Annotated in this window: 11 protein-coding genes and 2 pseudogenes; 1 reads left to right on the top strand and 12 read right to left on the bottom strand. The window is 63.7% G+C overall.

Annotated features, from left to right (window positions below):
- Positions 1–109: 109 nt before the first annotated feature.
- From ACZ44S_RS04465 to ACZ44S_RS04455, 3 genes and pseudogenes are all read right to left on the bottom strand, one after another.
- Positions 110–349: pseudogene (locus ACZ44S_RS04465) on the bottom strand (ATP-binding protein); the annotation flags it as partial.
- Positions 346–1698, bottom strand: coding sequence for an IS21 family transposase (istA, locus tag ACZ44S_RS04460; protein WP_435834921.1), 1353 nt, complete (start codon positions 1696–1698; stop codon positions 346–348). The pseudogene ACZ44S_RS04465 and the gene istA, both read right to left, overlap by 4 nt.
- Before the next feature lie 133 nt (positions 1699–1831).
- Complete coding sequence (locus ACZ44S_RS04455) at positions 1832–2071, bottom strand: DUF317 domain-containing protein (RefSeq protein ID WP_466924247.1); 240 nt, start codon at positions 2069–2071, stop codon at positions 1832–1834.
- 313 nt (positions 2072–2384) lie between these two features.
- On the opposite strand from ACZ44S_RS04455, the gene ACZ44S_RS04450 reads away from it, so the two are divergent.
- Positions 2385–2819 (top strand): peptide deformylase, encoded by a 435-nt coding sequence (locus ACZ44S_RS04450; RefSeq protein WP_285512907.1) that lies wholly within the window; start codon positions 2385–2387, stop codon positions 2817–2819.
- Between the two features lie 70 nt (positions 2820–2889).
- Here the strand turns inward: ACZ44S_RS04450 and ACZ44S_RS04445 are convergent, their stop codons facing one another.
- From ACZ44S_RS04445 to ACZ44S_RS04405, 9 genes and pseudogenes are all read right to left on the bottom strand, one after another.
- Positions 2890–4089 (bottom strand): restriction system modified-DNA reader domain-containing protein, encoded by a 1200-nt coding sequence (locus tag ACZ44S_RS04445; protein ID WP_285512906.1) that lies wholly within the window; start codon positions 4087–4089, stop codon positions 2890–2892.
- Complete coding sequence (locus ACZ44S_RS04440) at positions 4064–5608, bottom strand: AAA family ATPase (protein ID WP_285512905.1); 1545 nt, start codon at positions 5606–5608, stop codon at positions 4064–4066. The genes ACZ44S_RS04445 and ACZ44S_RS04440 overlap by 26 nt, the downstream gene beginning before the upstream one ends.
- Before the next feature lie 40 nt (positions 5609–5648).
- Complete coding sequence (locus ACZ44S_RS04435; protein ID WP_285512904.1) at positions 5649–7169, bottom strand: class I SAM-dependent DNA methyltransferase; 1521 nt, start codon at positions 7167–7169, stop codon at positions 5649–5651.
- A gap of 23 nt (positions 7170–7192) precedes the next feature.
- Complete coding sequence (locus ACZ44S_RS04430; RefSeq protein ID WP_285512903.1) at positions 7193–8638, bottom strand: restriction endonuclease subunit S; 1446 nt, start codon at positions 8636–8638, stop codon at positions 7193–7195.
- Complete coding sequence (locus tag ACZ44S_RS04425) at positions 8635–12231, bottom strand: DEAD/DEAH box helicase family protein (protein WP_285512902.1); 3597 nt, start codon at positions 12229–12231, stop codon at positions 8635–8637. The genes ACZ44S_RS04430 and ACZ44S_RS04425 overlap by 4 nt, the downstream gene beginning before the upstream one ends.
- A 107-nt stretch (positions 12232–12338) precedes the next feature.
- Positions 12339–12566, bottom strand: a complete 228-nt coding sequence (locus tag ACZ44S_RS04420) for a hypothetical protein (RefSeq protein ID WP_285512901.1) — start codon at positions 12564–12566, stop codon at positions 12339–12341.
- A gap of 61 nt (positions 12567–12627) precedes the next feature.
- Positions 12628–13745, bottom strand: a pseudogene (locus ACZ44S_RS04415) (DnaB-like helicase N-terminal domain-containing protein).
- Positions 13745–15016, bottom strand: a complete 1272-nt coding sequence (locus ACZ44S_RS04410; protein WP_285512899.1) for a DNA cytosine methyltransferase — start codon at positions 15014–15016, stop codon at positions 13745–13747. Before ACZ44S_RS04410 ends, ACZ44S_RS04415 begins: the two are co-directional and overlap by 1 nt.
- A complete protein-coding gene (locus ACZ44S_RS04405) occupies positions 15013–15774 on the bottom strand; it encodes a hypothetical protein (RefSeq protein ID WP_285512898.1) in 762 nt (253 codons plus the stop codon). Before ACZ44S_RS04405 ends, ACZ44S_RS04410 begins: the two co-directional genes overlap by 4 nt.
- Positions 15775–15839 lie beyond the last annotated feature (65 nt).

Here is a 15839-nt window from a genome sequence, read left to right as displayed (position 1 = left end):
CACCGCTCATACGATCTTTCACCGAACCCCAGCCGCAGAGTGGATCACTGTGCTAGGCGCACAAGATCGTTCCTTAGCGCCAACGGCTGTTCCATTGTTCCCCGAGGCCGGAGAAGTCGTATTCGTCGAGCGTCTTGTGGTGCGGCAGTCTGGAGAGCCGCAGGCCCTGGCGGAAGCGGCGGTCGTCGCGGACGGCGAGTTCCTCGGACAGCACCAGGTCGAGGAAGTCGAGGTAGCCCATCTTCGCCTCGTCCGCCCGGCGGGTGTACTCATTGATGGTCTCCGCCAGGTGGGGCAGGCCGAGCTTGGCGGCCGTGGTGCGGATGCGGTTGCCGGTCAGCTCGCTCAAGAAGACTCCTTCGTCGGGGAGTTGGTGGTGAAGGGCCGGGTGCCGGTCAGCTCGTCATAGACCGACAAGGGGCGGCGGCCGACCTCGACGCGGGTGGCCGCGGCCCGGTTCAGCAGGGCCTGCACCGGGCCGCTCTCCCCACCCAGAGAGCGTTCGTGGCGGGGCCGGGGCGGGACGTCGCCGGTGGTGGTCCGGCGGCCCTTGCCGGTGGGCAGGCCGTCCCAGTGCTGTTCTTCGACGACGCGGACCCCGCGGCCGACCGCCCGCGGGTGCATGGCCAGCAGCGTCTCGCCGCTGGCGTCGGGGACGGTGGAGTGCAGCATGACCTGGGACTTCGTGGCCCGGATCTCGACCAGCTGGCGGGGGCGGACCCGGCGGGCGGGCACCGAGTAGAGGTTGCCGCCGAAGGCGACCAGGCAGTCCTTGCCGACCGGCCGCAGATGCCGCTCGGCCACCAGATAAGGCGTCGGCGGCAGCGGCTTGAGCGCCGCGTGGTCGCGGGCCGCCCGCTCGCCGATGACCTCCCGGTGCGTCTTGTGGATCTGGGACCTGCGCTGCGGCACCCAGGCGGCGAAGGCGGCGTCCATCTCCTCCACGCAGGAGAAGGCCCGTCCGGACAGCACGTGGTCACGGACGATCAGCACCTGTCGCTCGACACGGCCCTTGCCGGTGGGCCGGTAGGCAGCCAGCACGTCGATGTCGAAGTCGTAGTGGCCGGCGAAGCCGACCGCCTCAGGATGCAGCGGGACCGCTTCACCAGGGGCGACGTGACGGCGCACGACGGTCTTGGTGCGGTCGTAAACGATCGTCATCGGCACCCCGCCGAAGTGGGCAAACGCCCGGCGGTGGCACTCGAAGAAGGTCTGCAGGTCCTGACTGGTGGTGAAGCAGCAGAACGGATCGCGTGAGTACGACAGCGTCATGTGGAAGGAGTAGACCTTCGCGATGCCCAGGTGGGCGAGGATCTTGCCCTCGTCGCCCCAGTCCACCTGAGCCTGGGCCCCGGGGATCACCTCGAATCGGCGGTGCATGCCCGCCAACTCCTTCGGGGTGATGCCGAGTTCCTCGGCGATCCGGGGGCGGGCTTCCTGGACGTAGAGCTTGACCCGCTGGTAGTTGCCGTTGAACCCGTACTCAGCCGCCAGCCGCTCGTGGATCACCGATGCCTTCATCAGGACCTCGGCCCGCAGCATCGAGTCGATCAGCGGCGCGAACTCGTCGATCTTCCTCGCCAGGGACCGTCCGTTCACAGACCGGCGCGGCGGGGTTGCCGGACCCGGCGCCGAGAGGTACTTACGGACCGTCTTGCGGTCCAGTCCCGTCTCCCGGGCGATCTCCGACAGGCTCATCGCCCCGGACTCCAACAGGCCACGGAAACGCCGCAGTTCCAACCAGCGATGCGGATCCAAGACCACCGCCAACCGCCCTCCGCCGCCCGACACCGACCGAGCAGCAGAGTGCCGACCGAGTCGCCTCAGCGCATCAGAAACTGGCCACGTTCATCCGTACGCGGGTGGGGACGTTCAGGTGTACGCCGACAGCGGGGGTGGCGCCGGTCGCGGTGAGGACCCACATGCGATCGGAGACGGGTGTCTCGTAGGCGGCCAAGGTCCAGGCTGTTTCGTGAGCGGGTGTTTCGTGGGCGCGCGTTCGATGCGCAGGGTCTGGGACTTGTGGATGGCGTGGGAGGTCTCGTCCAACCAGGTTCGCCACTTCTCCCATTCGCCGTGTGCATCGAGGAGGGCGTCGTGGTTGCCGACGTCGGCCAGGTAGGCCGGGACGGTCTGCGGCTCCTGGCGGGCTGGTTGGGCTTGGCTGCAGGGAGGGCGAGTGGGGCGCGGGCTTCGGCAGCGGCGCGTTCGGTGTCGGTCAGGGGAGCCCGGCCGTGGACCTTCTCGAGTCGTAGGTGTCGGCGACCTGGCGCAGGTGGTCCTCTCCGTGGAGGTAGACGGACTTGCCCTTGCGGCCGAGGCAGGTGCCGACCGCGACGGTGGTGTGGACCTTGTGGGCTTGGACGAGGAGCCGGCCGTGGCGGATGGGGATCGCCGCGCCTCAGATCGGCATCGCCCGTGCTGCCGCTGTCGTCCAGCCTGCCGAGTCCCGGGTCGGCCCGATCATTCTCCTCAACCCCCGTGTCACCGACGTGTCGGAGGAGAGCGATGAGCAGTACGAAGGGTGCCTGTCCTTCTCCGACGTGCGAGAGCAGGTGCATCGGCCACTGAGAATCACCACGGAGAGCACGTCCCTCGACGGTGCCGCGGTGAACACCGTCTACCAGCTCGGTCTTGCCCGCCTCATTCAGCACGACATCGACCACCTCAACGGCCTGCTATATACGGATCGCGTGCGGCCGGGTGTCCTACCCATCTGCGTCGTGGAGTACCGGCAGACTGGCCGTGCCTGGGCTACGACTCCTGCCCTTGGTTGCCCGCGATGTGGGCGAGAGGCCGAGGAGTTGCCGTCCGCCTGATCGGGACGGCGTACAACGCCGGACGCCACATGGCAACCGCGAGCGCGGCTTTGCAGCGGTCTGCCTTCCGTCACTGCCCGGACGGCGATTGAGTCCGAGACTCGTTGAATTCCCGCCGAATCTGAGATAGCGAAATTCGACTATTCGCAACGCCGATATGCCAGAAATCCCACCCATCTACATCTGCGCTCCCTGTAGCTGCTCGTGCTGCGGATGTTGGGGTGGCGTACGACCGGGGTCCCAGTTCGAACCGTCCGTCAGCCAAGAGTACGGCCACGACCTCGCCGATGTCGGTGGCTCCGACCAATTCGACTCCGCTCTTCAGCGAGCCTGCATTGATCAGGTCGAGTGTGGTGTGAGCTTCTGGCTGGATGATGCCATCAAAGGCTGGCTCAAGTCGCAGCTCATTGGCGAAGTGGTCTACGACGGATTTGAGATGTCGGCTAGCACGCAAAGCCGAGAGCGCGGCACCGCTGTGGGGCGCCTTCGGCGTAATGAGATCCCGGACTCTGTCCACGGGATCTACGCCATCACCTATATCAATCCCCAATTCGAGCAAATTTGCTTTGAGGACGGTTTCCTTCCATGCTCTGGTGCGCCCATCGATCAACCCTGGCCGATCAAGGCCATAGATGCGGATCGATTCGGTGACCCGGCATATTCCTACCGCGCGCTCAAGGGCGGATCGTGGACGATGGTCATTTCGGCGTGCGGCACCCGAGGAATCAAAGTCGAGAAGGTCGCAGTCGCTCGAATTAATGGGGTCCAGGAGGACTGGAAGCTCTTTCTCGATTACCTCCGGCCTGACGCCTGGTGCTCGAATCCTGGAATTCGGGTTCAATAGAGGAAAATGGTGAATCTTCGTAACGCGCTTGCCTGTCGCATCGTCATCCGTTGACGAGTTGCAAAATTCGCAGATGAGCCGGAAATTGCCAACTTCGTACGCTAGCCAGTAGTACCCGATATGCGCAGTCTCTGGCTCTTCGACCACGCCACCCTTCGGCCTGAAATGATCAACTTCAAGACGGCTGTTGGAAACTTCACCTTCGCAGTACCAGCATCTTCGACCCGCCAGTGCAATGAGTTGTGGGCGCAGCTTTGTCCAGTACGAGGATCTCTTGAACAATGCCGTGAGTTTTTTCTTGTCGGCGCCGCATTGCGCTACGCGATTCTTGAGGACAGTTGCATGACGAGCCCAGGCGGGCGGAACAACCAAATTGCTCACATCTACGTAGCGCACGTCGTCACAAACCCCGGGTAAGTCTTTCATCGAAGAGTCTTCTTACCATGGCCGCGAGCTCTTCGGAAGAAGGCGGGTCTGCGCTGCCTGCGCTCCTCAAAAGCTCCTTGCGTCGGCGGTCGAGCTCTGCAAGAAATAGTGAGACCACCTTATCGCGGCGAATCGTGTCAAACCCGAGGGATTCAAGCTCCTGATTTACACTGCGCAGTCGTCGGTTATCTTCCTCGTTCAGTGCAGGCATTCGGGAAAGCTCGTACTGCATGTCGATGAGGCTCTGGGTGTGGTCGTCCAATTGCGTGCTCAAGCCGTATAGCTCGGTGGTCAACAATGCGCCCACACCATGCCCGCGCGGGTCGACCGTCGGCATCTCGGCCCGGACGGCACCCACTGATGACCCGTGGAGCATGCGAATCTGGCCGCGGGGGATGTTCAGCACGAGTGCCGGATCATGGGTAGCCGCGATGAACTGGGAATTCTGTCCGTCCTCCAACATGTCTTGGACGGTCGAGTGCCAGCGCTTGCTCCAGCCTGGGTGAAAGTGCGAGGCTGGCTCGTCAAGCAGGAAAAGGGATTCCTCGCCCCGCTGCAGCCTCAGCATTCCCATGATGGTGAGGATTTGCTGTTCGCCGGCACTCAGTTCTTCCGGCCTGATCTGGTGTCCGTCGACCATGTTCAGACGCACGCTGGCCGTCAGTAGTCCGGCCGAGTGGAGTCTTTCAAACATTGCGAACATGGCGACGTCGGAAGCGAACAGCCGACGAAAGCTTTTGAGGTCGTCGGGCGTCGCTATGGTGATTCGAAAATCCGTGTACGTACTGCTAGCTGATGCATCAGGAATGGCACCGAATCGGCCCTGTGTGGCAATCGCGTCGAAAAGTGCCGGAGCGTCACCTTCTAGTCCCCAATAGGGTTTGTCTGTATCCCGGGAGCGTTTGAACCAGCTCGGCCTCCGGATAGTGATATCGGCGGACGCAAAGCCGGAGATGTGAACATCCCTCTCCGCGAGATGCGCGAACTTCTCCGACCAGTTCGAAAGAAGCGCGAGCAGGATCAGCGGAAGATGGGTGACATCGCACAGGAAGAGGGGTCTGACGCCGCGGGCGAGGGATTGCCCGGCAGCGGCTGGGTCGGCACCCCGGGCCGCCGCCATGTCGTCGCGTTTATGGCGATCAAACTCCTCTCCCCAACCGGATTCCCTCGCTGCTTGATAGCCGAAGAGATGGTCTGGGAGATGCACGCTCCAGTCAGCTTTATGAACGACTATGCTGACTGAATCTCCGTTGGTCACGGTCATCTTGGGCGTGGAACGGATTGCAGGCTGGGAAACCTCTACAACATGTCCGCCGCGACTGTATTTGATCCGGTAACCGAATGGGGCGCGCTGCCCACGCCAGAGACTCCCGAAGATTTCAGCAACTGCTTGGAGAACGCGTGACTTGCCGCGGCCGTTGCGCCCGACGAGGACGTAAATGTCGCCGCCTTCGGACAGATCGAGAGTGAAGTCCTGAAGGCCACGATATCTAGGCAAGTGGAGTTCCAGCAGTTGCACGTCCCCTCCCCGCGGGACCCGTCTATCGCACTAGTAGTGGTTACGAGGTGACCTGGGGCGCATCCTCAGTTGGTGTCACTGCAGGGCGCAATGCTTCGGTGAGGTTGATCAGCTCGGACAGAGCTGCTTCCAGTTCTACTGCGATCTCCTGGGCGAGGACGTGAGGTTCGATCAGATCGTCGGCGTCCTCGACCGACTTGTCCTTGAGGTTCGCAAACAGGTCAAGATTGACCATCTCGCGGCTCAGGAGGTACTCAATGTCGTACGCCTTGAAAGCGTCTGTCTCGGTCCGCTCGCTGCGGTCCTTGCCCGGGGCGTAGGCGGTTACGAAATCGTCCAGGTCTTCCCTGGAAAGCCGGTTCTGCTTGAGCGTGAAGTGCTGGTTGGTCCTGAAATCGTAGACCCAGAGCTTCCGAGTGTGCGCTTCACCGTCTGCCCGTGGCGGCAGCTTTTCGAAGAACAGGACGTTCGCCTTTACCCCGCCGGCGTAGAAGATCCCTGGGGGGAGCCTGAGTAGCGTGTGCACGTCGCATTGCTGCAGGAGTCGCCGGCGAATGGTTTCACCCACGCCCCCTTCAAACAGCACGTTGTCGGGCACTACCACAGCTGCTCGGCCGCCAGTCTGCAGCAAGGTATAAATGTGCTGAACGAAATTGAGCTGCTTATTGGTCGTAGTTACCCAGAAGTCCCGACGATGGTAGGTGAGATCCTTGCGTTCAAATTCGTCACCTTCACCGATGATCATGATTGAGGACTTCTTGCCAAACGGAGGGTTGGCGAGAACGAGCGATGCGTGACGAACTGGTGGCTTTGCCAACGCGTCACCCACCTCGATCAGTGACTCACCGTTCGGCTGGCCGATGCCGTGCAGTACGAGGTTCATGGCGGCGAGGCGGGCCGTGCCATCGACGAGCTCGTTGCCCCAGATTGCCCCTGTGCTGAGCCGTTCCCGTAGTTCGGGCGTAAGACCCATCTCATAGTGCTGCTGGATGTACTCGAAGGCGTTCAGCAGGAAGCCCCCGGTCCCACATGCCGGGTCCATGATCGTGTCGGTTGGGGCCGGCTGTACGCAGTCGACTACGGCACGGATAAGTTCTCGTGGGGTGAAGTACTGCCCAGCGCCGGACTTGACGTCCTCCGAGCTCTTCGCGAGCAGCTCTTCGTAAGCATCGCCCTTGATGTCGACGCCCGTTCCGGACCAGTTCTCCTTGCCGATCAGCTCACGAATCAAGCGCTTCAGTTTGGCGGGATCCTGGATGCGGTTCTGCGCCTTCTGGAAGATCCGGCCGAGTGTCCCGCCGCTGCGGCCGAGGACACTGAGGATCTCGCTGTACCGGTCTTCAAGTTCCTGTCCCTCAGCGTCCAGCAAGATCTGCCAGGCATCGAGACCGTCGAGGATGTCGACCTGATTGAACCGCCGGTTTTTCTGCTCGTGGGCCATCTTGAGGAACAGGAGGTAGGTCAGCTGCTCGACATAATCGAGCACGGAGACACCGTCATCCCTCAGGACATTGCAGTAGCCCCAGAGCTTGTTGACGAGAGACTGAGCGTCGACGCTCACTCGAGTCGAGGTCGTTGGTGGGGTCACAGCAGGGTCTCCTGTACTGCCTGGCTCTCACGCTGGGGTGCCGCGGTCGGCTTGCGTGTCTGTCGTCGAGGTGCCTTCGCCGGCCGCGTTGACCGGAGGCGGTCCAACAGCGCTGACGCGGGCTCGTCGGAGGGGTCTTGCTCAACAAGCTTTCCGGAGAAGGCCCTTCGCAAGACAGCCCTGCGCAGGGCTTTGGCTCGGAGCAGACCAGCTTCCGCTGTTTCAAGCGCGGCGTCGGCCATGCTCAGCCGTTCCTCAATGTGGCTGACGAGATCCAGCTGTACCTCCGGCGGGGGGACCGCTACTGGAAGTAGCTTGATTTTGCTGAGGCTGATCGATGCGAGGTTGACGCTCTGTTTTCCGTTGAGCTCGCACCACCGTTGTCCGAAGCCGTTTGCGTGCCATGCCAGGAGCTTCGGGTGGAGAACGCTTTGGTCAACTCGTGCGCGGAAGACATGGTTCTGGTGAATGCATCCGGGGATCTGCTCTTCCCAGATCCAGCCCCTGCCGAGTTTGTCGCGGTCTCCACCCTCATTGAGCAGGACGTCGCCATGTTTGAGGCGTAGTTGCTCAGCCTTCCTCGGCGCAACCCGAATCGTCGAGACGTCAGTCAAGTTGAGGTGCCCGCGCTGCACGTTCGCGACGCGCAGGTAGGGGACGCTGATGTACTCGGAGTCGTTTTGCTTTTTGCTGTCCTTGGTGACGCCGCCGACGACATGTGCGATGTCGCCCAACCTGGACCAGCGCCAGCCGCCCGGGAGCAGCGGCAGCGGACCGTCATCTATCCCTACCTCGTGGATCTTGGCTGCCACCCTGTTCGCGGCGCTCACACCACCAGTCGTTGCCATGTTGGTGATCTTGTCGCGAAGGACCGACAAATGGGCGATGACGTTGCGTAGAGACGACTCGACGAAGTCCAGACGAGAGAGGTGATCTTCGAGCGCGTCGACGATTCGTTGTTGCTCTGCCAGCGGAGGAAGGTCGATCTGCCACTTGGCAAGGCGTGCCGCTCCAAGATGGTGGATTCCGACACCGCGTGAATCCTGTGCGAAGGCTCCTCTGAGCGCCTCGTATCGCAAGAAGTGAGCCAAGAAACGGGGATTGGCCTCGTGGGTTCGGACTCGAATCAGCGTGTTCTGGAAACAGCAGTCATCGATCTCGTCGTTCCACAGTGCCGGCTTGCCGACCTCGCCAGCACTGCCGGATGCCTCGCTCAGGACAATGTCGCCACGCTGGAGTCTGTAGATCTCTGCTTCGGCCTCGGTGAAGTTCATGAACTTCACGTCGTCGAGGAGTAGTCCCTGCCACCCCACGTTGGCTGCGCGCAGGTAGGGCCGCATGTTGCTGCCGTTGTGGTTCTTGGGCGAACGCTGCCGGCCGAGCCGTACTTCTGAGAAGTCCTGCAGCGCGCACCGCGCCCACCCGGGCGGCAGTTCGGTCATGCGGTCAGTTCCTGATCTAGTTCGTTGAGGACAGCCTCGGCACGGTCGTCACCGAAGACGCGAAGGAACCCGTCGGTTCCTCCACGCTCGGTGAAGGGTACGCGGTCCAGGTCTGCGACATCGAACCTGACACTGGTGGCCATCGTGTCGACGATCCGCTCCAGCCACCACAGCTCGTCCTCGCTGAAGGTGACGCCAGCCTGCCTCTGGCGCTCGACCCAGTTGGCGAACCGGCTTTCCACTGTTGATCGGTAGGGGCGCACCTCGGTGTCCAGTCCTAGCTCGTAGCGGATCAGGGACACCAGGTCTGGCGGCCCATGCTTGATGCCTGGTTCGCTTGAGGCCGCCCCGAGCTGTTCGTATGCCTGCCACAGTCGTTCGACGGTCCACTGGTGGGGCGGCCGGGCAATGCGTGAGGCCAAGTCCTTGAGCTGTTGATAAGCCGCGCGTGGGCGAACGTCACGTCCTCCGTGGCCCGTCAGAGCGACTTGGATGGAAGTGATCTCGTCGTGATGCTCGGCGAGGTACTCGCGCCAGCTGGTCACGGTCTGTTGAGCCATCTCCACTGGTCCGACGGACAGAAGAGAGTCCGGGTTCACCTCGTCGTAGACGATGCGCTGGTCGGTGTTGATGTAGGTCAGCAGGTCGCGCAGATCCTTGTTGGCTGCCAAAGGCTGCACAGCTTGCTGGACCATCCAGTGCACACCTTTGGCGCCGTCTGCCTGCCGGACTCTGTCTACGTGATCTACGTCGACGGCCGTGGCGATTCTGCCGGTGATTGCGTCCAGCGGTTCCCCGGCCAAGCGAGTGATCTCGGCGTGGTCTTCAGCAGTGAGCGTGCGTGACAACCGTGAGAGTCTGAGTCCCAGCTCTTCGGCCTCGTCCTCGTCGATGGTGCCGCCGGCGGTCTTGCCCAGCAGTTTGCGGAGCGATGTGCGCTTCGCGTCATCTTGCTCCACTACCGGAGTTTCCCGCTTGTGGCTTTCCGTGACACCGATGGCGTCCACGACGACGAACCGGGTCTTCTCTCGGATGTCCGGCGTCACTGCACGTAGTTCCGTTGAATCGATCACTCGTGCACCACGGCCGCGCATCTGCTCGAAGTAGGCCCAACTCTTGACATCTCGCAGGAAGAATACGCACTCGATAGCCCGAACGTCGGTGCCCGTGGCGATCATGTCCACTGTTACTGCGACACGCAGCTCGGGAGCGTTACGGAACTCGGACAGTAGCTGATCTGGCTGGGATGCTTTTCCTGTGATCTTCTTGCAGAAGCTGTTGCCTCGCCCGAAAACATCACGCACCATTTCGACGATTTCGTCGGCATGGTTGTCGTCGCGTGCAAATACAAGCGTCTTCGGCACCATGCGCATATCTGCGGGAACGTTGTCACGCTCGGGGAAGAAAACGGTTAGGCTGTCCCGAAAGGCGGTGAGAACTGTACGCAACTGCCCCGTGCTGATGACCTTGCTGCCAACCTGGTTCGCGCTGTAGGAGAAGTCGTCGTCCAGCTCTTCGTACCGGCGGCGTCGAGTCCGGCGATTCTTGATCGGGACATGAGTCTCGACCGGGATTACTGAGCCTTGCTCGGTAATGGATGTTCTGATGCGATACGTCGTGTAGTCGACCGCTACCCCGTCCGCCACGGCCTGTTCATAGGTGTACTCGCTGATCAGGTTCTGGTGGAAGAATCCGAAGGTCTGAGCAACGGGTGTTGCGGTAAGCCCGACGAGGTGGGCATCGAAATACTCAAGAACTGAACGCCACCGGCCATAAATGGACCTGTGGCACTCGTCAATGATGATTAGGTCAAACGATTCCGGCGGAAGCCTGCGACTGTAGGTAACCTCAGCTGCTGCTGTTGCGGTGCCGCGTTCCTCTTCTTCAAATGCAGATGAGTCGCTGTAATCGTCGGGATCGCCCGGCTCCTGACCGGAAACGAGCCTGGAGAGTCGCTGGATGGTGGATATGACGACCTTAGATGAGTCCAATACCGTCGAGCCGGTGAGCTGGTCGACGTTGTAGAGCTCGGTGAACTTCCGGCCATCGTCTGGAGTCGTGTAATTAGTGAACTCTGTGAGGGCCTGGGAACCTAGGTTGTTGCGATCCACGAGGAAGAGGATCCGTTGTGCCTTGGCATGCTTCAATAGGCGGTAGGCGGCGGTGACCGCTGCATACGTCTTGCCAGCGCCCGTTGCCATCTGGATGAGGGATCGCTGGTCTCCACGACGCAGAGACTCCTCCAATCCATGGACCGCTTCGAATTGAGCTGGCCTGAGACGCCCAGCAGCCACTTCCGCGGGGTCGAGTTTCGGTAGGCGTTCCCTGATGCGAGCTCGATAAGTGGGCGCTGCCGCATCGGCTTCGGCCTCCCGAATCCATCGGGCGATGGTTTCAGGCTGGTGGAAGGAGTACACGTCGCGGGTACGCGAATCCGGATCGAGGTCATTGCGGAACCTGACCAGACCCCCGTCGCTTACATAGCGATACGGGAGGGGCGTCCGCCAAGCCTGCAGGTCTTGTCGGGCGGTCAGTCCTTCCGCGTAGCGATCAGCCTGCCGCTCGGCAGTCGCAAGGTCGGCGCCTTCGTGTTTGGCTTCAATGACGCCGATGAGTTTCGTATCGACGTAGAGCAAGTAGTCTGCTCGGCCTGCTGCAGTGGTCACCTCGCGGACGGCAACGCCTCGTGCTGCGTATAGATTCTGGTTACCCTTTCCGTCCTGGACTGACCAGCCCGCATCGTTCAGCATCTCGTCGATTCGATCGCGTACCCGCGCTTCGCTCAGCGGTTCCTGGGCGGCCCGACGAGCATTGGAGACGAGCAGTTCTCTCTGGCTCGCCGTTGGCTTACGCGGTGGCGGAGCTTCGTCGAATCCACGTTGGAGCCGTGATGCTTCTGATGCCAGGGAAGTAACCAGGGTCGATACTTCGGGGAGGGCGGCTCTCGCACGTGCCAACTCGTCGGAGGCGCTCTGCCGAGCCTTCTCCAGAGCCTCCTCGCGGCTGCTTTCCCGCTCTGAATAGCTGACCCGAGAGAGCTCTAGGCTGGCGCGGGCAGCCTCCAGTTCACTCCGGAGTGCGTGCAGCTCAGCACGGGCGTCTGTATCTTCTGGCTCTGCTGTCTGGATCCAGTCCGGAGCGTCTGGCGGGATGAAAGGAATCTGTTCCCGGTCGCCGGTAAGAAGGCGGTGGAACCAGACCCCCAGCTGGAAGCAATGCCTGACTGCGCGCAGAGCTTCTCGCTCCAGGGCGAAGTCTGTGTCCACGGCTTCAGACACTGGGCGTCGAAGAGCATCGAACATCAGCCGTACTGGTTCGTCGAGGAAGCCGGCCCGCGCCAGCCCATGCACCCTGTTGGCCTGATCGTCCTTGCCGACCGTGATGCCAGACCGCCGGGCCAGGGCAGTTGCGAGTGTCTCCCCGAATTGACGCCCCTTGAGCAGTGTGATGCTCGGGTCAGTGAAGAGGTTTACCTCTGCGCTCGCTCCATACAGGACCAAGAGAGGCTCGTGAGGCAGCAAGAAACCGAAGTTCGCAGATCGAGCGGCCAGCTCCCTGACCCGGGTGTCGATCGGGCCTCGCCCCTGGCTCACGAAGCCCTCCACATTCGCTCGACCGCCCAGCGCTTTGCTCGTGTCCTAGCGGTGACAAATGTACCGAACACCAGGCGTCCTGTCGGTAGACAGCCATCCCGATCTTGTCACGGGCTCCCCGATGACACACCGAGTGACGGGGATCCTGCGCTGGAAACTCCGTCGATGCGGACCAGGACCAGCACCAGGACGTTGTCGGCGACGGCGGTCCAGTCGGCTCCCTCCAGACCCAGGTGGGCAATGTGGGCCCGGGTGCCGGTCAGGACGGCGGTCACGGCGCTGGGATGGGTGGAGTGGGTGTCGAGGCATACGTGGGCGTCGATGGTGGGAGTCATGTGGGTGTCGTCTCTGGCGGTGGCCGGGCCTTCGGGTCCGGCCACCGGCGTGTGCGGGGTGCTATCGGGTTGCTCGCGCGGTGCGGGAGACGGGCGCGGCCGTGGTGGTCGGCGGGCCGGCACGGGTGGTGGGCGCGGGACGCGGTCGTGGTGTCGGGGCCGTGCCGGTGGCGTGCTGCCAACGGGTGCGGACCGCGCCGATGTCGGCGAGGCAGCGGCGCGCGCCGACGACGAGCTGGAACGGGGTGTTCGCCGGGTCGCCGGCGTACGCCTGGATGTGCTGGCCGGTGAGATCGGCAGTGGCCAGGAGGGAACGCTGCAGGGCGCGCTCGCCCCAGTGCTCCACGCTTCCAGCCGGTTCGGCCAGCATGCGGAGCACCTCGCCCGGGTCACTTCCGTCGCCTAGCAGGCCGCGCTGCTGGGCCTCCCACAGGACCGTGACGGGGTCGACGGGCTCGTGGCGGCGAGCCAGGGCGGTCAGGCACTGCCAGAGACCGGCGTGCAAGGGCAGGGTGAGGTCGTCCGGGAGCAGCCACCGGACGGACTCGATGTCGGCGGGGCAGGCGGTGGCGGTCGCGAGCAGCAATCGCTCCTCCTCGACCGCCTCCGTGTAGTCAGGTGGACGGGCGGCGATGGTGCCCCGGTGCGGGGCAGCACGCCGGCGCGTGGCGGGAAGCGGGCTGCGATGTCGTCCACGACCGCGGTGAGCGCGTCGGCCTCGGCGAGCACTGTCTGGACGGGGTGTGGGAGGGAGGCATCGTGGACGGTCTGGACGAGGCGTTCGGCGGCTGCCTGTAGGCGGCGGCGGGCGTGTTCGGCTTCGACCATGCGTGCGTAGGCCGGTGCGTGGCGGGGCCAGGGGCAGACCTGGACGAGGGCGTGCAGGTCTGAGGCGGTCAGTCCGCGTGCCTGCTCGCGGGCCGTGGCGAGTACGCGGTCGAGCCATTTGGTGTTCTTCGCGTGGTCGGCTGGGTCGGGCGGCGGCAGGGTGTTGATCGCGGCGAACAGGGCGGAGTGTGCGGCTGTGGAGAAAGAGTCGGCGGAGATGCCGGTCACGTCGCCGAGACGGTGCGGATCGAGGAGGAGGGCGCCGAGCAGGGCCTGCTCGACGTGGAACACCGGCTGCGGTGGTGCGCTGGCGTAGAGGTCGTCTTCGTCGGGTTCGTAGGCTTGTGGCATCAGGCGGCGAGAGTGAAGTCGTCGGGGTCGAGGGCGACGCCGAGGTGCGGTGCGAGGAGGTGGCCGGCGAGCAGCGGCGGTACGGCGTTGCCGATCTGCGAGAACTGTTGGCCCTTGTTGCCGACCCAGGGGTAGTCGGCTGGGAAGGTTTGCAAGAGGCCGGCCTCGCGGGCGGTGATCCGGATCGGCTCCGGCACTGCCGACGCGTCCGTGTCCGTAGTCGGAGGCGAGGTGGGTTCGGCGACCCAGGTGCACTCGTTGGCACGGTGCCCGAAGAACAGCGTGCCTGCCGGCTCGGACAGCGGACGGACGGTGGCGTTGGCCTGGTTGTTGCTGCGCAGGGACCAGGACCAGCGGTGCGTCTCGGCGGTGAACGCCGGAGCCGGAAGGTGGGCGGCCCGGTGCTCGTGTGTGCTGTGCCGGTCCGCCCATCCAGCGCCTTGACGACGGGACCGAAGGACCCCTCCGTCCGTCCGGGGCATCCAGGTGCCGCGCTCCCGGGCGTCGGAGAGTGTCTTGCGGGAGCCCGACGGGAACGGTTCGGGTCCGCCGCCAGGCCCGCCACCGGCGCAGACGGTGGGAACGGGCCGGTCGGTCGCGCCCCACCCCAGGGCCTCGGCCATGCTCACCCAGCGGGCGCGGCCCGGCCCGAACAGTGATTCCGGCTCGGCGACTTGGGCGTGCGTAGGCATGGGAGGCTGCGCTGTACGGACCCGGGAGGCCAGCAGGATCGCCCGCCTCCTGGTCTGCGGAACACCGAAGTCGGCGGCGTTGAGGATCCCGTACCAGACCGAGAACCCCCACCCGCGCAGAACGGCCGCATACTGCTTCCACAGCGGCAGGACGTCCGGCACCTCCTCCATGGCGACCCAGTCGGGCTCGTCGACCGTGTTCAGTGCATGCAGGTAGCGCATCGGCTCGGCCGCGAGCAGGGAACGCTCGTCACGGCACGCGGCGAGGAGGCGTTCGCGGGTGTCGCGTCCGGCGGCCAGGTCTTCGACCGCCGCATGCACCAGCGGCTGGTCAAGCAGGCCGAGACGCTTGCCAGCCATGCTCCACGCCTGGCACGGCGGGGAAGCGATCAGCCCGCGCGTGCGGCCGATGAACGGCCAGGTCGGATACGTCGCCACGTCGGTCCGGATGGTCAACTGTCCAGCCGCAGCACGGGTCTTGCACGCCCATTCATCCCATTCCAGCCCGACGTCGCGCGCGCCAAGGACATGCAGTGCCCGGCTCCAGCCGCCAGGCCCCGCGAAGAGATCGAGTATCACGTGGCTAGCCCGAAGTCGTCCTGACTCAGGGCATCGGCGTCGCCCCGGCACGCCCAGGGCGAGCAGCCGTCCTCGACGCCCTTCTCCAGTACGTCGGCCTCGTCCGCACCGATCCGCAGGGTGGCCCGCTCCGCCGCGGTGACGTGGTCGATCGGCGCCTTGCTCAGCGGGACGCGGGAGCGGTGCAGAAATGCCTCACCAAGCAGACGGCTGCCCGACGCGTTGGCGCGGGCATTACCCTGCCGGATGGCCGCGTCGAATTCGACGACATCCGCCCACTCGGACGGCGATGTGTCCCTGATATGCCTCCACTGTGCATTTCCGTGGAACGGGCAACCCAGGCAGCTCGATTTCGGCGTATCTGCAAGACCGAGCGAGGTCAGGTATCGCACGCAGTCGGACCTGCTCCAGGACAGATCCAGAAGAGGATTCCGGTTGCGCATGTACTTGACGTCGGCATCCTTGGCGCGATGGAATTCATCGGTCGAGATTCCCACCCATTGTTCGACGAACACTCCCGCGGGGATGCGGGCCGGGTAGGGGTAGCCGAGCAATTCGCGGACCTTCTGCTTTATCGGCTTCACCTTATATTCGCCCGTACACTGCCTCCGGGTCATTCCAGGTCGCCCGTCCTTGTTGAGGATGTGGAGAGGCATGGATGCGAACCGGTGATCCGGGTTCAGGGCGTCGCTGCGAATGTTTCCGGACGATACGCGAAGTACCGGAATTCCGGCGGGCCTGGCTATCTCCTTTTCCATACGGTCAAGGTGGTTATAAACGGCTTCGGGTTCCCATCCGGTGTCTGCGAAAATCGCGTAGTCGA

Source organism: Streptomyces malachitofuscus (assembly GCF_055571035.1).
The sequence above is the reverse complement of the archived record's forward strand: the minus strand, read 5'-3'. Positions and strand labels throughout refer to the sequence as shown.